Here is a 14765-nt window from a genome sequence, read left to right on the forward strand (position 1 = left end):
CTAATTGCGGGTCTAAATCAACCCGGCGCCAGCCCTGCATCAGTCCCGCGACGCCGTTTTCGCAATCCCGTCAATAAACTGCGCGAGCTTGATATCCCGCTCGGTCAGACCATTCGCCTCGTGCGTCGACAGCGTGATTTCCACCTTGTTATAGACGTTGAACCACTCGGGATGGTGGTCCATCTCCTGTGCCTTGATGGCTACGCGCGTCATGAAGCCGAAGGCCTCGTTGAAATCGGCGAAGCTGAACTGGCGCTGGATCGCGTCGCGGCCCGTAGCAGCGTTCCAGCCGGCAAGGCTCGCGAGTTGGGTCGCGCGTTCTTCGGAAGTCAGTTTGTGGATCATGGTGTCACCTGCCTGTAGATGGATCGGGCGCGCCGGGGGCAGTAGAGCGCCGCTCCGGTTGACTTGGGCGCATGCCCCGAGCCATCCATTCTCACGCTTTTCCGCGCGGTGGGTACTGGGGATGCGGGGATGCGCGCGGCGCTGCAGGCACGGGCCGATTCAGGTAGATTTGCAGGCTTAGAGCGGGCATCGCGCTTAATGAGCGCATATTCGTCAGTTTAAATTCGATCAATGCGATTAGTTCGCATATCAGTCGAGAAATACGCGGAGAGGCTTCATGCTTGAACTGGATCACTTCGATCTCGCGCTGCTGGAGGTGTTGCAGCGCTTCGGCCGGGCTACCCATCAGCAGCTCGGCGAGCAGGTGCCGCTGTCGCCGTCGCAGATCGGCCGCCGGCTCCAGCGGCTCGAAGCGACCGGCATCGTGGATGGTTATCGCGTCGTGCTGCGGCCGGAGAAACTCGGTCTCGGTGTCACGGCCTTCACCAGTCTGAAGCTCGCGCATCACGGCGATTCGATCATCGAGCAGTTCCAGCAGCAGATCGACGCGCTACCGGAAGTGCTCGAATGTCACGCCGTGGTCGGCGATGCCGATTATCTGCTACGCATCGTCGCGCCGGACCTCGGCTCGCTGTCGTCGTTCGTGATGAAGAAATTGATGCGGGTGACGGGTGTCGACAGCGTGCGCTCGAATATCGTGCTGACCACGTTCAAGCGCAACGGGCCGCTGCCGCTCGGTCATCTGGCGGCTGGGGCGGCGCCGGCCTGATATCCCCGGCCTGCGGGGCCGCACACGCCTTTGGGTGCGAGGGCCTCGTAACCGGACTTCATCCGGCAGCTTGCAGCGACCTCCGATTCGATCGTCGGGGCGTTCCAGCTGCCCCGATTCGACCATCGAGCAGTTCTCGCAGAAGAATCACGCAGCCTGCAACGGCTCCGAATCCGCGTTCAGCAAGTCCACATAGGCCACGGCCACGAGATCCGACTCCGGCACGCCGAGCTTCGCGAACATCGCGTGAGCTTCGACTTCACCGCCTTCTTCGTCATCGTCCTGCGCCAGCAGCACTTCGAGTTCGATGAAATCGCCAAGGCCGTCGACGCGATCAAGATGAATCCGCGTGCGCCCCACCACGTACACATGCCTTTCCTTGGTCACGATGCCGCGCGTCGTGAGCGCGGTGGCGAGCAGCGAATGCATCGCTTCCGGGTTCGTCACGGGGCTGCGCGTGTAGTACGAGGCTTTCGGACCGTCGCGGTCGTCGCGCTGGTAGAAGATCAGTTCGGCGGGTGTGCCGTCGTCGAACTGGCGCAGTTTCAGGCGCCCGCGCGGCACGTCGTAGAAGAAATCCTGCTGGCGAAAGATCAGCGGCGCTTCAGGCGAGAGTTCGGCGGCGCGGGCGAGCAGCTGGTCGAATTGCCGCGCGCGGGCCTTGATTTCGATGTTGCGTGCCATATGAAGCTCCTGGTGAAACGACGGACGATGGATGGCTGAACCGCAGCGCTCGCAATAACCTGGCGACGTATGCGGACCGGAACCGGGAGTAAAAACGGCTGTACGGCGGGGAGGCGCCGTGCACAAAGTCTGAATCTAGCAAAAAGCGCGTGACGGTGTTGTTACGCCGGCCTTTATCAGCGCTGCTCATATTGCAAACGATACCGCGGTACCTCGCGCGCCGTCAGTCATGCGGTGTCAAGCGGACCATTGCTGCTCGATCAGCTTCAGCGCCGCGGTGATCGCGGGTTCCTCCTTGCGCGCAGCCAGCGTGACGAATGCGAGTTCGGTCGGCACCGTAATGCCGTCGACGATCGTTAGCGCATGGGCATGCGCCTGAGCCAGCGCGGTGGCATCGCGGGCGAGTGTGAGGCCAACGCCCGATTTGACGAGATCAAGCATCGACGGCTCCTGGTCGACTTCCGCGACCTTGACCGGCGTGACGCCGGCCTCCGCGAACCGGCGCGACAACAAACGGTGATGCGCCGATGCCGGCGGCGTCCAGATCCACGGCAGTGCGGCGAGCGCGCGCCAGTCGCGCGCGCCCTTGACCCGGTCTTTCCACCCCGCGGGAGCGAGCACCCGGTACTGGAAGTGCGTCAGCGTCACCGCATGAAAAACGCTGCCGTCACGCCCCTCGTCCTCGGCGGGCCGACCGATGTAGTAGCCCACGTCGAGTTCGCGTGCCCGCACCTGGTCGAGCACCCAGCCGGACATGCCGTGCCGCAGCGCGGTTTCGATGTGCGGCCAGGTTTCGACGAGCTGCTTCAGAAAGCCGCCGAGGCGCAGGAATTCCGGGTCGAGGATCGTGCCGATACGCAGCCGTCCGCGGATCTCGTGGCGCAGCGTTGCGGCCGCGCGCTGCACGTCGCCGGCCGCGACCAGTGCGCGTTCGGCGTGCGGCAGCAGCGACTGGCCGTCGCGCGTCAGCGTGAGGCCGTGCGAGGTGCGCGTGAAAAGCATCACGCCAAGCGTTTCCTGCAGATTCTTGATCTGCAGGCTCACGGCCGGCTGGGTCAGGTGCAGGTGCACGGCCGCGCGCGTGAGGTTGCCCTCGCGCGCGACGGTCACGAACGCCCGTAGAAGGGTCAAGTCCATAGCGTCGGGTCCATCCGCTGATATTAGCGTGACTTATAACGCAATTGAGCATAACTCATTGGATTTGCTGCGGGCCTGGCGATTACGCTGTGCATCAGTGAATTCGCGAAGCTGCGGCTACGCCTGACACCCACCGAACGAGGAACCCATGAGCGAGACACATCAAAACGAAACGCGCGTGCGCGCACTGACCCACATGATCAACGGCCGCGCGGTCGAAGGCACGAGCGACCGTTTCGGCGACGTCTTCAACCCGGCGCTCGGCAAGGTGAGTGCCCGCGTGCCGCTCGCGAGCGTCGCTGAAGTCGATGCCGCAGTGGCCGCCGCGAAAGCCGCGTTCCCGGCATGGAGCGAAACCGCCCCGATCAAGCGCGCGCGCGTGATGTTCAAGTTCAAGGAACTGCTCGACCGGCACCACGACGAGCTGGCCGAGCTGATCACCCGCGAACACGGCAAGGTGTTTTCCGATGCGAAGGGCGAGGTGATGCGCGGCATCGAGATCGTCGAATTCGCGTGCGGCATTCCGAATCTGCTGAAGACCGATTTCACCGATCAGATCGGCGGTGGCATCGACAACTGGAATCTGCGCCAGCCGCTCGGTGTGGTTGCCGGCATCACGCCGTTCAACTTTCCGATGATGGTGCCGGCGTGGATGTTCCCGGTTGCGATCGCATGCGGCAATACGTTCGTGCTGAAGCCATCGGAGCGGGATCCGTCGGCCGCGGTGCGGCTGGCCGAACTGCTGAAGGAAGCCGGTCTGCCCGACGGCGTATTCAACGTCGTGCACGGCGACAAGGTCGCCGTTGATGCGCTGCTCGTGCATCCGGACGTGAGCGCGCTGTCGTTTGTCGGCTCGACGCCGATTGCCGAATACATCTATACGGAAGGCACGAAGCACGGCAAGCGCGTGCAGGCGCTGGGCGGCGCGAAGAATCATCTGGTGGTGATGCCCGATGCGGATCTCGATCAAGCCGTCGATGCGCTGATCGGCGCGGCCTACGGTTCGGCCGGCGAGCGTTGCATGGCGATTTCGGTAGCGGTGGCGGTCGGCCACATTGCAGACGAACTGATCGAACGACTGACGCCGCGCGTGAAGGCGCTGAAGATTCTCAACGGTATGGATGGCGAAGCTGAGATGGGTCCGCTCGTCACAGCGGTGCATCGCGAGAAGGTGAAGGGTTATATCGATGCCGGCGTCGCAGCAGGTGCGAAGCTGGTGGTCGATGGGCGCGGGCATGAAGTGGCCGGTCACGAGCAGGGGTTCTTCCTCGGCGGCACGTTGTTCGACGGCGTGAAGACCGACATGACCATTTATCGCGAAGAGATTTTCGGGCCGGTGCTGTGCATCGTGCGCGTGCCGGACTTCGCTTCCGCAGTCGAGCTGATCAACGCCAACGAATTCGCGAACGGCGTATCGCTTTTCACCTCCGATGGTGGCGTCGCGCGCGCGTTCTCGCGGCAGATCCAGATCGGCATGGTCGGCATCAACGTGCCGATTCCGGTACCGATGGCATGGCATTCGTTCGGCGGCTGGAAGCGTTCGCTGTTTGGCGATCACCATGCGTACGGCGAAGAAGGCGTGCGGTTCTATACGCGCTACAAGAGCATCATGCAGCGCTGGCCCGACAGTATCGCGAAGGGCGCCGAGTTCACGATGCCGGTGGCGAAGTAACACACACGCTGTAACTGTCAGCATGCATGCCGCGGACGGCGGCTCATGAAGGAGACGACGGTGAGCAAGACTGAAGGTGACGCACGTGCGTCCAGTCGTACGCTGGAAGGCGAGTTCGACTACATCGTGATCGGCGCGGGGACGGCGGGCTGTGTGCTCGCCAACCGGCTGACCGAAGACCCGGATGTGTCGGTGCTGCTGCTCGAAGCGGGTGGCAAGGACGATTACCACTGGATCCACGTGCCGGTCGGGTACCTGTACTGCATTGGCAATCCGCGCACCGACTGGCTCTACAAGACGCAACCGGAAGCAGGCCTCAATGGCCGCTCGCTGTCGTATCCACGCGGCCGCGTGCTCGGCGGCAGCTCGTCGATCAACGGCATGATCTATATGCGTGGACAGCGCGAAGACTACGACGAGTGGGCGCGCGTGACCGGCGACTCCGCATGGTCGTGGAACGCGGTGCTGCCGGTCTTCAAACGCAGCGAGGATCATCACGGCGGCGCGAACGAATGGCACGGCAGCGGTGGCCCGTGGCGGGTCGAGAAGCAACGCCTGCAATGGAAGATTCTCGAGACCTTCGCACAGGCCGCACAGCAAACCGGCATTCCCGGCACCGACGATTTCAACCGCGGCGACAACACCGGTGTCGGCTACTTCGACGTCAACCAGAAGCGCGGCATTCGCTGGAACGCATCGAAGGCCTATCTACGCGCGGCGTCTGCGCGTCCGAACCTGACCATCATCACCGGCGCCGTTACGCAGCGCGTCGTATTCGAAGGCAAGCGCTGCGTCGGCGTCGAGTATCGCGGCAACGGTGTCGACTATCTCGCGAAGGCGCGCTGCGAAGTGGTGCTGAGTTCGGGATCGGTCAACTCGCCGCATCTGCTGGAGCTGTCCGGTGTCGGCGACGGTACGCGTCTGCAGGGACTCGGTATCGACGTCGTGCACGATCTGCGCGGCGTCGGCGAGAACCTGCAGGACCATCTGCAATTGCGCATGGCATTCAAGGTGGACGGTGTGCGCACGCTCAACACGTTGTCCGCGCACTGGTGGGGCAAGCTGCAGATCGGTTTGCAGTACGCGTTGTTCCAGAGCGGCCCGATGTCGATGTCGCCGTCGCAACTCGGCGCGTTCGCGAAGTCCGATCCCGACGATCCATCGCTCACGCGCCCCGATCTGCAGTATCACGTGCAGCCGTTGTCGCTCGATCGCTTCGGCGAACCGCTGCATCGTTTCAATGCGTTCACGGCGTCGGTGTGTCACCTGCGTCCCACGTCGCGCGGCAGCGTACACATCGCATCACGCGATCCGCATGCGGCACCGGCGATCGCACCGAACTATCTCTCCACCGACTACGACCTTCGCGTTGCCGCAAACGCATTGCGTCTCACGCGCCGTATCGTCGGTGCAAGCGCACTGGCGCGCTACCGGCCGCAAGAGATCCTGCCCGGTCTCCAGTTCCAGACGGAAGAAGAACTGCGGGCCGCAGCGGGTCAGGTCGGCACGACCATCTTCCATCCGGTCGGCACCTGCCGCATGGGCACCGCCGACGATACCGGCGCCGTGGTCGACAGTCGCTTGCGAGTGCTCGGTGTGGAAGGACTACGAGTCGTCGATGCATCGGTGATGCCGAACATCACGTCGGGCAACACGAACTCGCCGACGTTGATGATCGCCGAGCGCGCGAGTGAAATGATTCGTGCCGACCGCCGCGCACGCATCGCCGCTTCGGCTTCGTCAACCCACCCTGCCTCTTCGCCTGCCATGTCGATTGCATGACATGTGCGTCAGTGCTTTCCCGTAGACACAAACGCCTGGCTGCACCAAAACGCCGCCGGGCGTCGACGCGTCGCTAAGGGCCACTAAGTGCAAATCCCAATGATTGCGCTGCATCATTGGGGCGACAATGGCCTCCATGCTGCGGGGTGCGGCATGGACTACCGTCCGTATTGACGCACCACGTCATGAACGACACAAGAGGTGTCGTTATCTTCATGTCGCGGGGGCGTCGCGCGGAAGATCGTCGCGCTTCGCCTTACTTCGCATGGAAGGGAACATGATTCTCGGCGATACGATTCTCGAGACGCGGGGACTGACACGGGAGTTCAAAGGCTTCATCGCCGTCAACGGGGTGAACCTGCGCGTGCGCCGAGGCTCCATCCATGCGCTCATCGGCCCGAACGGCGCCGGCAAGACCACCTGCTTCAATCTGCTCACGAAGTTTCTCGTGCCCACTGCCGGGCAGATCGTGTTCAACGGTGTCGACATCACGGGCGAACGGCCGGCGCAGATCGCGCGGCGCGGCATCATCCGCTCGTTTCAGATCTCCGCAGTGTTTCCACATCTGACGGTGTTGCAGAACGTTCGCGTCGGTTTGCAGCGTTCGCTCGGCACCGCATTTCACTTCTGGAAAAGCGAACGCACGCTGCGCGAACTCGACGATCGCGCGATGGATCTGCTCACGCAGGTCGGGCTCACCGATTTCGCCGATGTGCCGACTGTCGAGCTTTCATACGGCCGCAAGCGCGCGCTTGAAATTGCCACGACGCTCGCGATGGAACCGGAACTGATGCTGCTTGACGAACCGACGCAAGGCATGGGACACGAAGACGTGGACCGCGTCACGGCGCTGATCAAAAAAGTATCGAGCGGTCGCACCATCCTCATGGTCGAGCACAACATGAACGTGATTGCCGGCATCTCCGACACGATCACGGTCCTGCAACGGGGCGAAGTGCTCGCCGAAGGCAGCTACGCCGAAGTCTCGAAGAACGCGCTCGTGATGCAGGCCTATATGGGCAGTGCCGAGGCAGCGCTGGCAGGAGCCCATGCATGAACACAGTGACCGAACGCGAGAACATCGAGGTCAGCGACGCGGCAAGCAGCGCGGAGCCGGCACTGGAAATTGCCGGACTACAGGCGTGGTACGGCGAATCCCACATATTGCACGGCGTCGATCTGACTGTGCACCGCGGCGAGGTCGTTACGCTGCTCGGCCGCAATGGTGCAGGGCGCACCACGACGTTGCGCGCGATCATGGGGCTGACCGGTCGGCGGACCGGTTCGATTCGCATCGGGGGGCGCGAGACGATCGCGCTGGCAACGCATCGCATCGCGCATTGCGGGATCGGTTATTGCCCCGAAGAGCGCGGCATTTTCTCGAGCCTGTCGTGCGAAGAGAACCTGCTGTTGCCGCCGCTGGTCGGTGCGACTACGAACGCGATGTCGCTCGACGAAATCTACGCGATGTTTCCGAATCTCGCGGAGCGCCGCATGAGCCAGGGCACGCGCCTCTCCGGTGGCGAGCAGCAGATGCTTGCGGTCGCGCGCATTCTGCGCACCGGTGCGAACCTGCTGCTGCTCGATGAAATTTCGGAAGGACTTGCACCGGTCATCGTGCAGACGCTTGCACGGATGATCATGACGCTGAAAGCGCGCGGCTACACGATCGTGATGGTCGAACAGAATTTTCGCTTTGCCGCGCCGCTCGCCGATCGCTTCTATGTGATGGAGCATGGACGTATCGTCGAACACTTCGGGGCCGGGGAACTCGAATGCAAGATGCCGGTGCTGCACGACCTGCTCGGGGTTTGAAACCAGATCTAACAACAACGCATGAAACGAAGGAGACACGCATGAAAAGGACCACACTCGCGCGACTATCGTCATTCTGTTTTGCGCTCGCCGCAGGCGCCGCGCTGACGATCGGCACGGCGCGGGCAGCCGACGATGCGGTAAAGATCGGTTTCATCACTGACCTGTCGGGCCTCTACGCCGACATCGACGGTCAGGGCGGGCTTGAGTCGATCCGCATGGCAATCGCGGATTTCGGCGGCAAGGTGAACGGCAAGCCGATCCAGCTCGTCTACGCGGATCACCAGAACAAGGCGGACATTGCAGCATCGCGGGCGCGCGAATGGTTCGACCGCGACGGCGTCGATCTGCTGATCGGCGGCACGAATTCGGCAACCGGTCTCGCGATGAACCAGGTCGCGGGCGAGAAGCACAAGGTGTACATCAACGTGGGCGCGGGCGCCGATACGATGACGAACGAACAGTGCACGCCGTACACGATCCACTATGCGTACGACACGGTCGCGCTCGCCAAGGGCACCGGCTCCGCGGTGACGAAGCAGGGCGGCAAGACGTGGTACTTCCTGACCGCCGACTACGCGTTCGGCAAGGCGCTGGAAAAAGCGACCTCGGATGTCGTGAAAGCGAACGGCGGCCAGGTACTCGGCGCGGTGCGGGCGCCGCTGTCGGCGTCGGACTTCTCGTCGTTCCTGTTGCAGGCGCAGGCGTCGAAGGCGCAGATTCTCGGCCTCGCGAACGCCGGCGGCGACACGGTTAACTCGATCAAGGCAGCGAAGGAGTTCGGCATCACGAAGACGATGAAGCTGGCCGCGCTGCTGGTGTTTATCGACGACATCCATAGTCTCGGGCTCGAAACCACCCAGGGCCTCGTGCTGACTGACAGCTGGTACTGGAACAAGGACGAGACGACACGCAAGTGGGCGCAGCGCTACTTCGACAAGATGAAGAAGATGCCGTCGAGCCTGCAAGCCGCCGACTACTCCGCTGCGACGAATTACCTGAAGGCGGTGCAAGCAGTTGGCTCGACCGATTCCGACAAGGTGATGGCGCAACTCAAGAAGCAGAAGATCGACGACTTTTACGCGAAGGGCTACATCCGTCAGGACGGCAGCATGATCCACGACATGTACCTGATGCAGGTGAAGACGCCCGCTGAATCGAAAGAGCCGTGGGACTACTACAAGATCACCGCGACGATTCCTGGCGAACAGGCCTTTACGACGAAGCAGGAAACGCGCTGCGCGTTGTGGAAGTAGGCGAGGACTGAGGTCGCCCGCCAGATGTGACGCGCCGCCGGCGGGCGGCTGGCCGTAATTGGTTTCACCTTGACGACGGAATACGCGTTCAATGGATATCTTTGGCATTCCGCTGCCGGCGATGCTGAGCCAGTTGCTGCTCGGGCTCGTGAACGGCTCGTTCTATGCAATTCTGAGCCTGGGTCTCGCAGTGATCTTCGGCTTGCTCAACGTGATCAACTTCGCCCACGGCGCGTTGTTCATGCTGGGCGCCATGCTCGCATGGATGGGGCTGTCGTATTTCAATCTGCCGTACTGGGTCATGCTGGTGCTTGCGCCGCTGATCGTCGGTGTACTCGGCATGGCCATCGAACGCTCGATGCTGCGCTGGTTGTACAAGCTCGATCATCTGTATGGGCTGTTGCTGACCTTCGGGATCACGCTGGTTGTCGAAGGGGTGTTCCGCTCGATCTACGGGTCTTCGGGGCAGCCGTACGACGTTCCTGAGGCGCTCTCGGGTGCGACCAACCTCGGCTTCATGTTCCTGCCGAACTATCGTGCGTGGGTCGTGGTGGCGTCGCTGGTGGTCTGCTTCGCGACCTGGTTCGTGATCGAGCGCACGCGTCTTGGCGCGTATCTGCGCGCGGGCACCGAGAATCCCAAACTCGTCGAAGCGTTCGGCATCAATGTGCCGCGCATGGTGACGCTCACCTATGGCTTCGGTGTCGCGCTCGCGGCGTTTGCCGGTGTGCTCGCCGCACCGGTCATCCAGGTCTCGCCGCTCATGGGCCAACCGATGATCATCACTGTCTTCGCCGTCGTCGTGATCGGCGGGATGGGCTCAATCATGGGATCGATCGTCACGGGGTTGATGCTCGGTGTGATCGAAGGGCTCACGCGCGTGTTCTATCCGGAAGCCTCGGCGACCGTGGTGTTCGTCATCATGGCGCTCGTGCTGCTGATCCGGCCGGCTGGGCTCTTCGGCAAGGAAAAGTGATGCAGAAGAAAGCGCTCTATGGTCTGTTGCTGCTCGTGCTCCTCGTCGTGCCGTTTGTCGGCGTATATCCGCTGTTCGTGATGAAGGTGCTGTGCTTCGCGCTGTTCGCAGCGGCGTTCAACCTGCTGATCGGTTACACCGGTCTGCTGTCGTTCGGTCACGCGATGTTTCTGGCCACGGCCGGCTATACGACCGGCTACGCGATCCAGACGCTCGGACTCACGCCGGAACTCGGTGTGCTCGCGGGCGTCGTCGCAGCGACGCTGCTAGGGCTTGTGGTCGGGCTCTTTGCGATCCGTCGGCAGGGTATTTACTTCGCGATGGTGACGCTCGCGCTCGCGCAGATGGTGTACTTCGTGTATCTGCAGGCGCCGTTCACGCATGGCGAAGACGGACTGCAAGGCGTGCCGCGCGGCAAGCTGTTCGGTCTGCTCGATCTCGGTCCCGACCTGACGCTCTACTACGTGGTACTCGCGGCGATGGTGCTCGTGTTCCTGCTGATCGTACGCATCGTGCATTCGCCGTTCGGCCAGGTGCTGACCGCGATCAAGGAGAACGAGCCGCGTGCGATATCGCTGGGTTACGACACCGATCGCTTCAAGCTGCTCGCCTTTATTCTCTCCGCGGGGATTGCGGGGCTTGCCGGCTCGCTGAAGGTGCTCGTGCTCGGCTTCGAAACGCTCGGCGATGCGTACTGGACGATGTCGGGGCTTGTCATCCTGATGACGCTGGTTGGCGGCATGGGCACGCTGTTTGGACCGCTGCTCGGCGCGGCGCTGATCGTCGCACTCGAAGACCGTCTCGGCGATATCGGCACGGCGCTCGCATCGTGGACCGGGGTCGACTGGTTTCGCTCGCTCGGTGAATCCGCAACCATCGTCACCGGGCTGATTTTTATCGCCTGCGTGCTGGCATTCCGGCGTGGCATTGTCGGTGAAATTGTCGCGCGTGTGAGACCCTTGCGCGCATGAAACGCGCGATTGAAAAAATGCTTCGGTCTCCGAGGTAAATCGCAAAGTTAATCGCACGAAGCTGCGTGTGAACGGCGCAAATAATCGCGCTGTTTATGCGTGCTGAGACGCCCCAAATCAGTGCCGCAGTGCACCACTAGGGTAAATGCTAGTTGCCCGTCCAGGGGCCGCCGTTTAATCTTCACGCAGTTCTGATGCACCGCGAAAATTTGCAGGTGGAGAACGAGGAGACATGAGGCACTCAGTGCCCACACGAAAGCGCTGTTGGATGATTCCAACAGCGCTTTTTATTTTGTGCGTTCGCTAATTTTTATTCGTTCGCACACCCGCATTTTCGTTATCGCGCGCGTTTGTCCCCATGCCGGTGCGCACGGCATTTTCCATTTGTCTGATGCTTGCAAAACGCTTGCCGCGCGCAGTTAGCGTCCGTTAAACTCGCCATTCACCGACCGGTTGGTCGGTATTTGAAATCGCCAGATCTGATTCGAACAAACTCGGCGACGCAGCGAACAACGGGTGTGAGGAGCGCAATGAAGCGGGCTTGGCATTGGACCAGTGCGGCATCGATCGTGACGGCGAGAGTCGGGGTAGCGAGCAACCCCGCATTGCGCACGGCACTCGAGCGCACTAAGCATCTGCTCGCGTCACACGGCATCTTCAATATGAGCGCGAGCGAGCACGTCGGTCTCGACCAGCGGACGCGCGTGATGGTGCAGATTGTCGGCAGCAAGTCGCAACTTGCTGTCGACTGAACGGAGAACTGGCGAACTGGACCGGACACTCAAAAGGCACGTGCAATCGACGTGCCTTTTTTGTTGCGCATGTTGTGCATGTTGCGTATCTGCCGAGCAGGGAAAACCATGCTTGGCATGCCCGGACCCGATCACTAGATTCAAGAGCCCGGCTCGCGGCCGGATCACACGGTAGGTAGACAAGGCGTTTGGAGACGGACCATGAAAACGACAAGACAACAGTGGGTGCGCGCCGGCATTGCCGCGGCGCTGGTGTGCGGGGCAGGTGTGGCGAACGCGCAGGTGAAGATCGGCGTGACGCTGTCGACGACGGGACCGGCAGCATCGCTCGGCATTCCGGAGAAGAACACGATCGCGTTGTTGCCGAAGGAAATCGGCGGCAAGAGCGTCGAGTACATCGTGCTAGACGATGCATCCGATACGAGCCACGCGGTGCAGAACACGCACAAGCTGATCGATGAGGATCACGTCGACGCGATCGTCGGCTCGACGGTCACGCCGAACGCGCTCGCGATGCTCGACGTGGCGTCGCAGGGCAAGACGCCGGTGATCTCGCTGGCGGCGTCGGCGGCGATCATCTCGCCGATGGATGCGAAGCGCGCGTGGGCGTTCAAGCCACCGCAGAACGACAGCCTGATGGCCGACGCAATCGCCGACTATATGGAGCGGCATGGCGTGAAGACGGTCGGCTTCGTCGGTTTTGCGGATGCGTACGGCGACAGCTGGTACAACGTGTTCAGTACGGCCGCGAATGCCCATCACCTGAAACTGGTGTCGAACGAACGCTTTAACCGCACCGATGCGTCGGTGACCGGGCAGGTGTTGAAGATCATGGGCACCAATCCGGATGCGATCCTGATTGCCGGTTCGGGCACGCCGGCAGCGCTGCCCGCGAAGACGCTGAAGGAGCGCGGCTACAAGGGCAAGGTCTATCAGACCCACGGCGTCGCGAATAACGACTTCCTGCGCGTGTGCGGCAAGGATTGCGAAGGTGAACTGCTGCCAGCCGGCCCGATTCTGGTCGCCGATCAACTGCCCGATTCGAACCCGGTGAAGAAGTCGTCGCTTGCGTACAAGGCAGCGTATGAAGCGGCCTATGGAACGGGCTCAGTGGCGACGTTCGGCGGTCATGCATGGGATGCAGGCCAGATGCTGCAGCGGGCGATTCCAGAGGCGCTAAAGAAGGCCCAGCCGGGTACACCTGAGTTCCGCGAGGCGCTGCGCAGCGCGCTCGAAAACATCAAGGAACTGCCGGTTTCGCACGGCATCATGAACACCACGCCGACCGACCATAACGGCCTCGACAAACGCGCCCGCGTGATCGTCGAAGTCGTCGACGGCAAGTGGAAGCTGCAAAACGACTGAAGCGGTACGCGCCTCTCGCGCATGGGCGGCGCTGACGCCGCCCGTTTTTCTGATCGACGACAATGGCACCCGCCCACCGCATTGCGGTGCGGTGGGTCAGTCACGCGCGCCGCTGTTTGCGCGTCGCTGCGGCGTGGGTCCGCGGTGGCCGGTTTCGAGGTTCAGGCAACACACGAAGAGGAAGTATGGATCTATCAATTGCGGCGATCCTCGCGCAAGACGGGATCACCACTGGTGCGATCTATGCGCTGCTCGCGCTGGCACTGGTGCTCGTGTTCTCGGTCACGCGTGTGATCTTTATCCCGCAGGGCGAATTCGTTTCGTATGGCGCGCTCACGCTTGCCGCGCTGCAGACGCAGAAATTTCCAGCGACCTGCTGGCTGCTGATCGCCATGGGTGTCGCGTGTTTCGTCGTGGAGACGGCAGGGCTCGCGCGGCACGCGGAACGCCGCAGGCACGCAGCGCGCACGCTCGCTGTGCTGGCCGGCAAGTATCTGCTGTTTCCGGTGGCGGTCTATGCGGTGACGCGCGGCGCTTTCATGCATCCGCTGCCGATGATCGTGCAGATCGCGCTCACGCTGCTGATCGTGATTCCGATGGGACCATTCCTGTACCGGCTCGCTTATGAGCCGATCGCCGAAGCCACCACCTTGCTGTTGCTGATCGTCGCGGTTGCGGTGCACTTCGCGCTGGTTGGCCTCGGACTCGTGATGTTCGGCGCGGAAGGTTCGCGGACCAACGCGTTTTCCGATGCGACGTTCAACCTCGGCAGTCTGTCGATCTCGGGGCAAAGCCTGTGGGTGGTCGGCACTGCCGTCGTGCTGATCGTGGCGCTGTATCTGTATTTCGACCGCACGATTTCCGGCAAGGCACTGCGCGCAACGTCGGTGAACCGGCTCGGCGCGCGGCTCGTCGGTATCGGTACGACCCAGGCCGGACGTCTCGCCTTTACGCTCGCCGCAGGGCTCGGCGTACTGTGCGGCATCCTCGTCGCACCACTCACGACGATCTACTACGACTCCGGCTTCCTGATCGGGTTGAAGGGCTTTGTCGGGGCGATCATCGGCGGGCTGGTCAGCTATCCGCTTGCCGCGGCCGGCTCGGTGCTGGTCGGTGTGCTCGAATCGTATTCGTCGTTCTGGGCGAGCGCCTACAAGGAAGTGATCGTGTTCACGTTGATCATCCCGGTGCTGCTGTGGCGCAGTCTTGCGAGCCCGCATGCCGAAGAGGACGAGGACTGA

13 protein-coding genes and 1 pseudogene are annotated in these 14765 nt (G+C 62.3%); 11 read left to right on the top strand and 3 right to left on the bottom strand.

What is annotated here, in order from left to right:
- Window positions 1-39: 39 nt before the first annotated feature.
- The gene (locus M0D65_RS24440) at window positions 40-345 is read right to left on the bottom strand and encodes a 4a-hydroxytetrahydrobiopterin dehydratase (protein WP_091017006.1); all 306 of its coding nucleotides are present in this window, start codon (window positions 343-345) and stop codon (window positions 40-42) included.
- Between the two features lie 277 nt (window positions 346-622).
- On the opposite strand from M0D65_RS24440, the gene M0D65_RS24445 reads away from it, so the two are divergent.
- Window positions 623-1114, top strand: a complete 492-nt coding sequence (locus M0D65_RS24445) for an Lrp/AsnC family transcriptional regulator (protein ID WP_096721974.1) — start codon at window positions 623-625, stop codon at window positions 1112-1114.
- 147 nt (window positions 1115-1261) lie between these two features.
- On the opposite strand, the gene M0D65_RS24450 is transcribed toward M0D65_RS24445, so the two are convergent.
- Window positions 1262-1798, bottom strand: coding sequence for a class IV adenylate cyclase (locus tag M0D65_RS24450; protein WP_091017010.1), 537 nt, complete (start codon window positions 1796-1798; stop codon window positions 1262-1264).
- A gap of 237 nt (window positions 1799-2035) precedes the next feature.
- On the bottom strand, window positions 2036-2935 hold the full coding sequence (locus tag M0D65_RS24455) for a LysR family transcriptional regulator (RefSeq protein ID WP_266254932.1): 900 nt from the start codon (window positions 2933-2935) through the stop codon (window positions 2036-2038).
- A 148-nt stretch (window positions 2936-3083) separates the two neighbouring features.
- Here M0D65_RS24455 and M0D65_RS24460 point away from each other — a divergent pair, with 148 nt between their 5' ends.
- From M0D65_RS24460 to M0D65_RS24505, 10 genes and pseudogenes are all read left to right on the top strand, one after another.
- Window positions 3084-4607 carry a CoA-acylating methylmalonate-semialdehyde dehydrogenase gene (locus M0D65_RS24460; protein ID WP_266254933.1) on the top strand — a complete coding sequence of 508 codons (1524 nt, stop codon included), beginning with the start codon at window positions 3084-3086 and terminating at the stop codon, window positions 4605-4607.
- A gap of 60 nt (window positions 4608-4667) precedes the next feature.
- Window positions 4668-6389: a GMC family oxidoreductase gene (locus tag M0D65_RS24465; RefSeq protein WP_266254934.1), complete on the top strand. Its 1722-nt coding sequence runs from the start codon at window positions 4668-4670 to the stop codon at window positions 6387-6389.
- Between the two features lie 277 nt (window positions 6390-6666).
- Complete coding sequence (locus M0D65_RS24470) at window positions 6667-7446, top strand: ABC transporter ATP-binding protein (protein ID WP_091017019.1); 780 nt, start codon at window positions 6667-6669, stop codon at window positions 7444-7446.
- Complete coding sequence (locus tag M0D65_RS24475; protein WP_091017020.1) at window positions 7443-8204, top strand: ABC transporter ATP-binding protein; 762 nt, start codon at window positions 7443-7445, stop codon at window positions 8202-8204. The genes M0D65_RS24470 and M0D65_RS24475 overlap by 4 nt, the downstream gene beginning before the upstream one ends.
- Before the next feature lie 41 nt (window positions 8205-8245).
- Complete coding sequence (locus M0D65_RS24480; protein ID WP_096721986.1) at window positions 8246-9460, top strand: ABC transporter substrate-binding protein; 1215 nt, start codon at window positions 8246-8248, stop codon at window positions 9458-9460.
- Between the two features lie 91 nt (window positions 9461-9551).
- The gene (locus M0D65_RS24485; RefSeq protein WP_091017025.1) at window positions 9552-10436 is read left to right on the top strand and encodes a branched-chain amino acid ABC transporter permease; all 885 of its coding nucleotides are present in this window, start codon (window positions 9552-9554) and stop codon (window positions 10434-10436) included.
- Window positions 10436-11407: a branched-chain amino acid ABC transporter permease gene (locus M0D65_RS24490; protein WP_266254935.1), complete on the top strand. Its 972-nt coding sequence runs from the start codon at window positions 10436-10438 to the stop codon at window positions 11405-11407. The genes M0D65_RS24485 and M0D65_RS24490 overlap by 1 nt, the downstream gene beginning before the upstream one ends.
- A 602-nt stretch (window positions 11408-12009) precedes the next feature.
- Window positions 12010-12159, top strand: a pseudogene (locus M0D65_RS24495) (branched-chain amino acid ABC transporter substrate-binding protein); the annotation flags it as partial.
- 201 nt (window positions 12160-12360) lie between these two features.
- Window positions 12361-13524, top strand: a complete 1164-nt coding sequence (locus M0D65_RS24500) for an ABC transporter substrate-binding protein (RefSeq protein ID WP_266254936.1) — start codon at window positions 12361-12363, stop codon at window positions 13522-13524.
- 185 nt (window positions 13525-13709) lie between these two features.
- The gene (locus M0D65_RS24505) at window positions 13710-14765 is read left to right on the top strand and encodes a branched-chain amino acid ABC transporter permease (protein WP_266254937.1); all 1056 of its coding nucleotides are present in this window, start codon (window positions 13710-13712) and stop codon (window positions 14763-14765) included.

It is taken from the genome of Paraburkholderia sp. CHISQ3 (genome assembly GCF_030464945.1).
Lineage (GTDB): Bacteria > Pseudomonadota > Gammaproteobacteria > Burkholderiales > Burkholderiaceae > Paraburkholderia > Paraburkholderia megapolitana.

Coding starts and splice junctions, on each gene's coding strand:
- M0D65_RS24455 (WP_266254932.1), bottom strand. CDS start 2,935: ATGGACTTGACCCTTCTACGGGCGTTCGTGACCGTCGCGCGCGAGGGC.
- M0D65_RS24470 (WP_091017019.1), top strand. CDS start 6,667: ATGATTCTCGGCGATACGATTCTCGAGACGCGGGGACTGACACGGGAG.
- M0D65_RS24475 (WP_091017020.1), top strand. CDS start 7,443: ATGAACACAGTGACCGAACGCGAGAACATCGAGGTCAGCGACGCGGCA.
- M0D65_RS24460 (WP_266254933.1), top strand. CDS start 3,084: ATGAGCGAGACACATCAAAACGAAACGCGCGTGCGCGCACTGACCCAC.
- M0D65_RS24450 (WP_091017010.1), bottom strand. CDS start 1,798: ATGGCACGCAACATCGAAATCAAGGCCCGCGCGCGGCAATTCGACCAG.
- M0D65_RS24440 (WP_091017006.1), bottom strand. CDS start 345: ATGATCCACAAACTGACTTCCGAAGAACGCGCGACCCAACTCGCGAGC.
- M0D65_RS24490 (WP_266254935.1), top strand. CDS start 10,436: ATGCAGAAGAAAGCGCTCTATGGTCTGTTGCTGCTCGTGCTCCTCGTC.
- M0D65_RS24505 (WP_266254937.1), top strand. CDS start 13,710: ATGGATCTATCAATTGCGGCGATCCTCGCGCAAGACGGGATCACCACT.
- M0D65_RS24480 (WP_096721986.1), top strand. CDS start 8,246: ATGAAAAGGACCACACTCGCGCGACTATCGTCATTCTGTTTTGCGCTC.
- M0D65_RS24500 (WP_266254936.1), top strand. CDS start 12,361: ATGAAAACGACAAGACAACAGTGGGTGCGCGCCGGCATTGCCGCGGCG.
- M0D65_RS24485 (WP_091017025.1), top strand. CDS start 9,552: ATGGATATCTTTGGCATTCCGCTGCCGGCGATGCTGAGCCAGTTGCTG.
- M0D65_RS24445 (WP_096721974.1), top strand. CDS start 623: ATGCTTGAACTGGATCACTTCGATCTCGCGCTGCTGGAGGTGTTGCAG.